Source organism: Rugamonas sp. (assembly GCF_025354735.1).
Classification (GTDB): Bacteria; Pseudomonadota; Gammaproteobacteria; order Burkholderiales; family Burkholderiaceae_D; genus Rugamonas.
In genome coordinates, this window is record NZ_JANXMI010000032.1 from 1 (window position 1) to 7,137 (window position 7,137).

Sequence of the window (7,137 nt, forward strand, 5' to 3'; positions counted from 1 at the left end):
GTAGCGGCGCATCACCGTCTGCACCGGCTCGGCCAGCACTTCCCAGTTCGCGTCCAGATCTTGCTCGAGGCGCGCGCGGTTCACTTCCAGCTTGTTCAAGCCGCGCAGGCAGCTGTCGTAGGCCAGCAGCGTGTAGCCGAAGCCGACGCCGATGTTGCGCAGCACGGTAGAGTCGGTCAAGTCGCGCTGCATGCGCGACACCGGCAGCTTTTCGGACAGGTGTTTCAGCACGGCGTTCGCCAGGCCCAGGTTGCCTTCCGAGTTTTCGAAGTCGATCGGGTTGACCTTGTGCGGCATGGTCGACGAGCCGATTTCGCCGGCCTTGGTCTTTTGCTTGAAGTAGCCGAGCGAGACGTAGCTCCAGATGTCGCGGTTCAGGTCGAGCAGGATGGTGTTGGTGCGGGCGATGGCGTCAAACAGCTCGGCCATGTAGTCGTGCGGTTCGATCTGGATGGTGTAGGGGTTGAAGACCAGGCCGAGGCGCTGTTCGATGACGTCCTTGGAGAACGCGGCCCAGTCGAAGCCGGGATAGGCCGACAGGTGGGCGTTGTAGTTGCCGACGGCGCCGTTCATCTTGCCCAGCACTTCGACTTGCGCGATGCGCACGATGGCGCGTTGCAAACGGGCGACGACGTTGGCCATTTCCTTGCCCAGCGTGGTCGGGCTGGCGGTCTGGCCGTGGGTGCGCGACAGCATGGCCACGTCGGCGTTGACGCGGGCGATGTCGGTCAGCTTGTCGATCAGGCTTTGCAGCGCCGGCAGCATGACGGTGTCGCGCGCGGCCTTGAGCATCATGCCGTGCGAGGTGTTGTTGATGTCTTCCGAGGTGCAGGCGAAGTGGATGAATTCGGACGCGGCCAGCAGTTCCGGCACGTCCTTGACCTGTTCCTTGAGCCAGTATTCGACGGCCTTGACGTCGTGGTTGGTGACCGCTTCGATTTCCTTGATGCGGGCCGCGTCCTGCTCGGTGAAGCCGCTGGCGATCTTGTCGAGCAGGGCGCTGCCTTCGGCCGAGAAGGGCTTGATTTCCGCGAAGCCGGCCAGCGACAGCGCTTGCAGCCACGAAATCTCGACCTTGACGCGGTGGCGCATGAAGCCGGCTTCGGACAGGATGGGACGCAGGGCGTCGGTTTTGCCGGCATAGCGGCCATCGAGCGGGGACAGGGCCGACAGGGTCGAATAGGGGGTAGTGGTCATGGTGACGGGACGCAGGTTAGGAAATCGGTGAGCAATCACGGATTTTACCACCGGCCGGCCGCATTAATCCGCATCCAACCCTGGCTGGCCGCGGCGCGCGGAGGCGAATAGGCGGCAATGTTATACTCCTGACTAATCTTCTATTCAAAGTGTCTATGAAACTCATCGGTTCCCTCGCCAGTCCTTATGTGCGCAAAGTGCGCGTCGTGCTGGCGGAAAAAAAGCTCGACTACCAGTACGAACTGGAAAACGTGTGGGCGCCGGACACCAGGATCCAGGAACTGAATCCGCTGGGCAAAGTGCCGTGTTTGCTGATGGAAGACGGCAATGTGATGATCGATTCGCGCGTCATGGCCGAGTATCTCGACACGCTGACGCCGGTCTGCAAGCTGTTGCCGCCGAACGGCCGCGACCGCGCCGACGTCAAGTGCTGGGAGGCGCTGGCCGACGGCATCGTCGACGCCGCCACGCTGGTGCGCCTGGAGACCACGCAGCGCCCGCCCGAACTGCGCAGCGCCGACTGGGTCGCGCGGCAGATGCGCAAGGTCCAGCTGGGCTTGCAGGCCATGGCCGACAAGCTCGGCGACTCGGCCTATTGCGCCGGCAAGAATTACTCGCTGGGCGACGTCGCCGTCGGCTGCGCGCTGGGCTGGCTGCTGTTCCGCTTCCCGGACATCGCGTGGCGCGAGGACCATGCCAACCTGGCGCGGCTGTACGACAAGCTGTGCGAGCGCCCGTCGTTCAAGGACACCGTGCCGCAGTAAATCGGCGCGCATAAAAAAGGCGGCACGGCGATCAATATCGTCGTGCCGCCTTTTTTTTCAGCGGATGCCGCTTACTCTTCCATCTGGCTTTGCAGGTAGTTCTGGATGCCGACCTTGGCGATCAGGTCGAGCTGGGTTTCGAGCCAGTCGATATGTTCCTCGGTGTCTTCCAATATCATCAGCAGCAGGTCGCGCGACACATAGTCGCCGGCTTTTTCGCTGATGGCGATGCCTTCCTTGACGGTGACATGGGCGGCGCGCTCGAGCTTCAGGTCGCAGCCTATCATTTCTTCCGTGTTTTCGCCGATCATGATCTTGTGCATGGCTTGCAGGTTGGGCAGGCCGTCGAGCATCAGGATGCGGTCGATCAGTTTGTCGGCGTGCTTCATTTCGCCGATCGATTCTTCGTACTCTTTCTTGGCGATCTTGGACAGACCCCAGTGGCGGTACATGCGCGAGTGCAGGAAGTACTGGTTGATCGCGGTCAGTTCGTTGGTGAGCTGCGCGTTCAGCAGTCGGATGACGTCCGGGTCGCCCTTCATGGGAGGCTTTCTAAAGTGGTAAGGAATGTCGTCATTTTGCCACGAAGCGGGCCGGGAACGAAGGACTATACGGTAAATAGCTGGCGCATGCCGCCCTTGTGTGGCTATAAGCCGGGACTAGAGTTAGGAGCACAAATGACAAGCATACTCACTCGCATTCCGGCGCCGGACATCAGGAGCGCTGCTGGAAGTTGATGGGCACCAGGGCGTAGACGGCGACCGGTTTGCCGTCTTCGAGCCTGGGCTTGAACAGTGTGCGCTGGACCGCGCTGCGGCCTTCGTCGTCGAGGGCGTCGTAGCCGGACGATTTTTCCACCAGCACTTGTTCGGCCTGGCCGCGTTCGTTAATCAGCACGCGCAGGATGACGGTGCCGGCTTCGCCCATGCGGCGCGAGCGTTGCGGATAATTCGGCTGCGGCGGACGCAGATATTCGACGCCGCTGACCAGCTTGGGCGTGGCCGGCGAGGGCGGGGCCGGCGCCACGGTCGGCGTGGCGACGGCGGCCAGCGGCGTGTCGGCCGCGTGCGCGGCCTGCGGCGGCGGCGGGGTGATGGTCGGCTCGATTTGCGGGATGGCCAGCAGCGGAAGCGGCGGCGGCGTCACGCTGGCGCTGTGGCGCACCACGGGCACGGTCTTGGGCGGCGCCACCGGCTTGGGCGGCGTCACGAAACTGATTTCGACCACTCGCGGCAGCGCGGCGTGGACCACTTTGCTCAGCATGCCCGTTTGCAGCAGGTAAAACAGGATCAGGTGCACGACGACGATGGCGGCCAGCGGCGCCAGCTTGCGCGGCGCCTGCGCACCGGCGTGGGCGCTGCTGGAAAAACTCATCGAGGTCATGGGCGGGGCGGACGCGTCAGGCCGCGACGACGTGGCGCGACAGCGCCGTCGCCTGCATGGTGGCGTGCTGGTCGGCTTGCAGCTTGGCGAGGTGCTCGTCGAGCACGGCGCAGGCGCAGTCCTTGCATTGGCCGCAGCAGGTGGCGACGCCCAGGTCGCGCTGCAACTCGTCAAAGGAGGTCAGGCCGAGTTCGACGGCCTGGCGGATTTCGCGGTCGGATATGTTGTTGCAGACACAGACAATCATCGATGCACCTTCTGGTAAGTGGGAGTGACCGGGACGGCTCGGCCGCTGACTGCAGGGCCCTGTCGTTCCAGCATGATTGCGCTTTCACTAATGCGAATCATTATCATTACGAGGTCTATTCTGCCTCAACTTTCATCACAGTGCAAGCGCAAATAGAAACTATTCGCATTAGCGTTTATAATGCTACTATCGATATTTCTGGTAAGAACGTCTTGCCGGAGCCCGTTACCGGAATTTGCCATGACATTAGCGCCTCCCCTCATCAAGCTTGACACCCTCGCGGTGGGACAGAGCGGCACCGTGGTGCACATCGCGCCGGGCGAGGGCGACGGCGCCGACCTGGCGCGGCGCCTGATGGAGCTGGGCTTCGTGCCGGGCGAAAAAATCCGCATGCTCAAGCGCGGCATGCCGGGCGGCGAGCCGCTGGCGATCAAGGTCGGCAATTCGACCTTCGCGCTGCGCCGCTTCGAGGCGGCACTGGTGTCGGTGCAGGCGGAATAAACCATGGGCGCCGTTGAAAACATCGCGTCCCCGGTGACGCAGAAGACGACATCCAAGCCGACGGCGACGCCGATGGTGGCGCTGCTGGGCAATCCCAACTGCGGCAAGACGGCGCTGTTCAACCGTCTGACGGGCGCGCGCCAGAAGGTCGCCAATTACGCCGGCGTGACCATCGAGCGCAAGGAAGGAAGCTTCAGCTCGCCGGCCGGGCGCGCCTTCCGCGTGCTCGATTTGCCGGGCGCTTACAGTTTGTCTGCCCACACGCCGGACGAGGCCATCACGCGCGACGTCGTCGCCGGCGTGCGCGCCGGCGAGCGCTCGCCCGACGTCATCGTCTGCGTGGTCGACGCCACCAATCTGCGCCTGAACCTGCGCCTGGTGCTGGAAATCAAGCGGCTGGGCCTGCCGATGGTGCTGGCGCTGAACATGGTCGACGTGGCCGCCAAGCGCGGCATCGTCATAGACGCCGACAAGCTGGCGACCGAACTGGGCATGACCGTGGTGGAAACCGTGGCGGTGCAGGGCGGCGGCGAAAAGTCGCTGCTGCGGGCGCTCGACGAGATGTGGCCGGCGTTGACGACGACAGCGGCGACGGCCCGGCCGCTGTCGGCCATCGACGCCGTGTCCGTCGAGGACACGCAGCGCGAGGTGCGCCGCATCCTGTCCATCGTCAGCAACGACGCCGGCGATCGCGGCAACCTGACCGAGAAAATCGACAATGTGGTGCTGCATCCCCTGCTGGGACCGCTGATCTTGACGGTGCTGATGTTCCTCGTGTTCCAGGCCGTGTTCAGCTGGGCCAACGCGCCCATGGATCTCATCAAGAACAGCGTCGACGGCCTGGGCCAGTGGCTGACGACGCAGATGGCCGACGGCGTGCTGCGCAGCCTGCTGGTCGAAGGCATCCTGGGCGGCGTCGGCAGCGTGCTGGTGTTCCTGCCGCAGATTTTGATCTTGTTCTTCTTTATTTTGATCCTGGAGGACTGCGGCTACCTGCCGCGCGCGGCCTTCCTGCTGGACCGGCTGATGGGCGGGGTCGGCCTGTCGGGACGCGCCTTCATCCCGCTGCTGTCGAGCTTCGCCTGCGCCATCCCCGGCATTATGGCGGCGCGCACGATCCAGAATCCGCGCGACCGGCTGGTGACCATCATGATCGCGCCGCTGATGACGTGCTCGGCGCGGTTGCCGATCTATGCGCTGATCATCGCCGCCTTCATACCGGAGCGGCAGCTGGCCGGCTTCGTCAGCCTGCAGGGGCTGGTGCTGTTCGTGCTGTACTTCGCCGGCATCGCGGCGGCCATGGCGGTGGCCTACTTCATGAAGCGCACCATGGGCGGCAGCCACCAGCAGCCGTTGATGCTGGAGCTGCCCGCCTACCACTGGCCGCATCTGCGCAATCTGGCGCTGGGCTTGTGGGAACGGGCCAAGATTTTCCTGTCGCGCGTGGGCACCATCATCCTGACCCTGATGGTGCTGCTGTGGTTCCTCAGCAGCTTCCCCGGCGCGCCCGAGGGCGCGAGCCATCCGGCCATCTATTACAGCCTGGCCGGCATGCTGGGACGCGGCCTGGAAGTGGTGTTCGCGCCGATCGGCTTCAACTGGCAGATCTGCATCGCGCTGGTGCCGGGACTGGCGGCGCGCGAAGTGGCCGTCGGCGCGCTCGGCACCGTGTACGCGCTGTCGCAGACGGGCGAGGCGCTGGCGACGTCGCTGCAACCGATCATCGCGGCCTCGTGGGCCCTGCCCACCGCCTTGTCGCTGCTGGCCTGGTATGTGTTCGCGCCGCAGTGCATGTCGACGCTCAGCGTGGTCAAGCGCGAAACCAACGGCTGGCGCTATCCGCTGCTGATGGCGGGGTATATGTTCGGCCTCGCGTATGCGGCGTCGTTCATCACCTACCGCGTGGCGCTGCTGTTCGCGGGAGCCTGAGATGAGCGCGCACCTCGTGCAGCAAGTGATCGTCGGCATCATCGTGGCGGCGGCGCTGCTGCACTTTTGCAGCAAGTATCTGCCGGCCGCGTGGCGCCAGCAGATCGTCTATTTCCTGACCCGGCGCGGCTACGACCAGACCCGGCTGGCGGCACTGTTCAAGACCAAATCGAGCTGCGGCGACGGTTGCGCCAGCTGCGGCTCGTGCGAGACGCCGGCGCCGTCCGGCGCGGCCGATGGCGCTGGCGCCTCGACGTCGTCGCCGTCCTCCTCCTCCTCCAAGGCGCAGCGCGTCATCCCGCTGCGCGTGCAGCGCTGATGTAAGTACCTCTGCGGCGTCGCAACAGCGGCGCCCGCGCTTCCTTTACTGTCTCCGTTCATCCGATTGAACTTTCAATCGCAGCGGATACACTAAATGACAACGATCACCTTCGATCCCCGGAAAGATCAGCTGAACCGGCGCAAGCACGGCATCTCGCTGGCACAGGCGCGCCGCTTCGATTGGGCTCATGCGGATTACTGGATGGACATGCGCCACCATTATGGTGAGTCGCGCGAATGTGCGGCAGGATCGATAGGTCAGCGCCTTTATGTCGTGGTTTTTGTGTGGCGCAATGGGATGCGAAGGATCATCAGTTTACGCAAGGCGAACGACAGGGAGGAAAAACGCTATGTCAAGAATACGTGACCTTATTTTCATCACACCGGAAGAGGATGCCGCGATCACGGCGGCCGCCATGGACGATCCCGACAATCCACCGTTGACCGATGAAGAGCTGGCGCAATTTAAGCCGGCCTCGGAATACCACACGCTGGAAGTCCTGTTGCGCCGCTGGTGCGATCAAGACGTGGTCGACGCCTATACCGGCACCGGCGGCGGCTGGGAGTTCCGCATCAACGGCGCGCTGCGCGACTGGGCCGAGCGCAATGGCCTGCTGACAAAATAACCGGGACGCCAGCTTTCCGGCGCGCGCTACGCGGCGGTCTGCGCCGGCGCAAGTGCGTCGCGCGCGGTTTCATTACTGTATCCGTTCACCCGATTGAACTTTCAATCGCAGCGGATACTCTAAATGACAGAGGTTACTTTCGATCCCCTGAAAGACCAGCTGAACCGGC

10 protein-coding genes are annotated in these 7,137 nt (G+C 63.8%); 6 read left to right on the forward strand and 4 right to left on the reverse strand.

All coding sequences use genetic code 11. The features are described 5' to 3' along the window. A partial coding sequence (gene purB, locus Q0S71_RS02870; RefSeq protein WP_295991043.1) for an adenylosuccinate lyase occupies positions 1–1,197 on the reverse strand: 1,197 nt, incomplete at its 3' end. Positions 1,198–1,352: 155 nt separating this feature from the next. Here purB and Q0S71_RS02875 point away from each other — a divergent pair. Beyond that, the gene (locus Q0S71_RS02875; RefSeq protein ID WP_295991046.1) at positions 1,353–1,961 is read left to right on the forward strand and encodes a glutathione S-transferase N-terminal domain-containing protein; all 609 of its coding nucleotides are present in this window, start codon (positions 1,353–1,355) and stop codon (positions 1,959–1,961) included. A gap of 71 nt (positions 1,962–2,032) precedes the next feature. Here the strand turns inward: Q0S71_RS02875 and bfr are convergent, their stop codons facing one another. From bfr to Q0S71_RS02890, 3 genes are all read right to left on the reverse strand, one after another. Then, positions 2,033–2,503, reverse strand: a complete 471-nt coding sequence (gene bfr, locus Q0S71_RS02880) for a bacterioferritin (RefSeq protein ID WP_295991050.1) — start codon at positions 2,501–2,503, stop codon at positions 2,033–2,035. Positions 2,504–2,675: 172 nt separating this feature from the next. Continuing rightward, positions 2,676–3,335: an energy transducer TonB gene (locus Q0S71_RS02885; RefSeq protein ID WP_295991051.1), complete on the reverse strand. Its 660-nt coding sequence runs from the start codon at positions 3,333–3,335 to the stop codon at positions 2,676–2,678. Between the two features lie 25 nt (positions 3,336–3,360). Next, complete coding sequence (locus Q0S71_RS02890) at positions 3,361–3,591, reverse strand: (2Fe-2S)-binding protein (RefSeq protein WP_295991054.1); 231 nt, start codon at positions 3,589–3,591, stop codon at positions 3,361–3,363. A 240-nt stretch (positions 3,592–3,831) separates the two neighbouring features. Between Q0S71_RS02890 and Q0S71_RS02895 the strand changes: the two genes are divergently transcribed. The 5 genes from Q0S71_RS02895 (at position 3,832) to Q0S71_RS02915 (ending at position 6,968) form a co-directional block, all read left to right on the forward strand. Next, on the forward strand, positions 3,832–4,092 hold the full coding sequence (locus tag Q0S71_RS02895) for a FeoA family protein (protein WP_295991057.1): 261 nt from the start codon (positions 3,832–3,834) through the stop codon (positions 4,090–4,092). Positions 4,093–4,164: 72 nt separating this feature from the next. Further along, positions 4,165–6,021 carry a ferrous iron transporter B gene (locus Q0S71_RS02900; protein WP_295991074.1) on the forward strand — a complete coding sequence of 619 codons (1,857 nt, stop codon included), beginning with the start codon at positions 4,165–4,167 and terminating at the stop codon, positions 6,019–6,021. A 1-nt stretch (position 6,022) separates the two neighbouring features. Then, complete coding sequence (locus tag Q0S71_RS02905) at positions 6,023–6,340, forward strand: DUF6587 family protein (RefSeq protein WP_295991066.1); 318 nt, start codon at positions 6,023–6,025, stop codon at positions 6,338–6,340. Between the two features lie 96 nt (positions 6,341–6,436). After that, entirely contained in the window at positions 6,437–6,709 is a 273-nt protein-coding gene (locus Q0S71_RS02910; RefSeq protein ID WP_295991069.1) for a BrnT family toxin, read from the forward strand. Then, positions 6,693–6,968: a BrnA antitoxin family protein gene (locus tag Q0S71_RS02915; protein ID WP_295991071.1), complete on the forward strand. Its 276-nt coding sequence runs from the start codon at positions 6,693–6,695 to the stop codon at positions 6,966–6,968. Before Q0S71_RS02910 ends, Q0S71_RS02915 begins: the two co-directional genes overlap by 17 nt. Positions 6,969–7,137 lie beyond the last annotated feature (169 nt).

Excerpts from the sequence above, each read along its gene's own strand:
- Q0S71_RS02875 (WP_295991046.1), top strand. The coding sequence starts at position 1,353 with ATGAAACTCATCGGTTCCCTCGCCAGTCCTTATGTGCGCAAAGTGCGC.
- bfr (WP_295991050.1), bottom strand. The coding sequence starts at position 2,503 with ATGAAGGGCGACCCGGACGTCATCCGACTGCTGAACGCGCAGCTCACC.
- Q0S71_RS02885 (WP_295991051.1), bottom strand. The coding sequence starts at position 3,335 with ATGAGTTTTTCCAGCAGCGCCCACGCCGGTGCGCAGGCGCCGCGCAAG.
- Q0S71_RS02890 (WP_295991054.1), bottom strand. The coding sequence starts at position 3,591 with ATGATTGTCTGTGTCTGCAACAACATATCCGACCGCGAAATCCGCCAG.
- Q0S71_RS02895 (WP_295991057.1), top strand. The coding sequence starts at position 3,832 with ATGACATTAGCGCCTCCCCTCATCAAGCTTGACACCCTCGCGGTGGGA.
- Q0S71_RS02900 (WP_295991074.1), top strand. The coding sequence starts at position 4,165 with ATGGTGGCGCTGCTGGGCAATCCCAACTGCGGCAAGACGGCGCTGTTC.
- Q0S71_RS02905 (WP_295991066.1), top strand. The coding sequence starts at position 6,023 with ATGAGCGCGCACCTCGTGCAGCAAGTGATCGTCGGCATCATCGTGGCG.
- Q0S71_RS02910 (WP_295991069.1), top strand. The coding sequence starts at position 6,437 with ATGACAACGATCACCTTCGATCCCCGGAAAGATCAGCTGAACCGGCGC.
- Q0S71_RS02915 (WP_295991071.1), top strand. The coding sequence starts at position 6,693 with ATGTCAAGAATACGTGACCTTATTTTCATCACACCGGAAGAGGATGCC.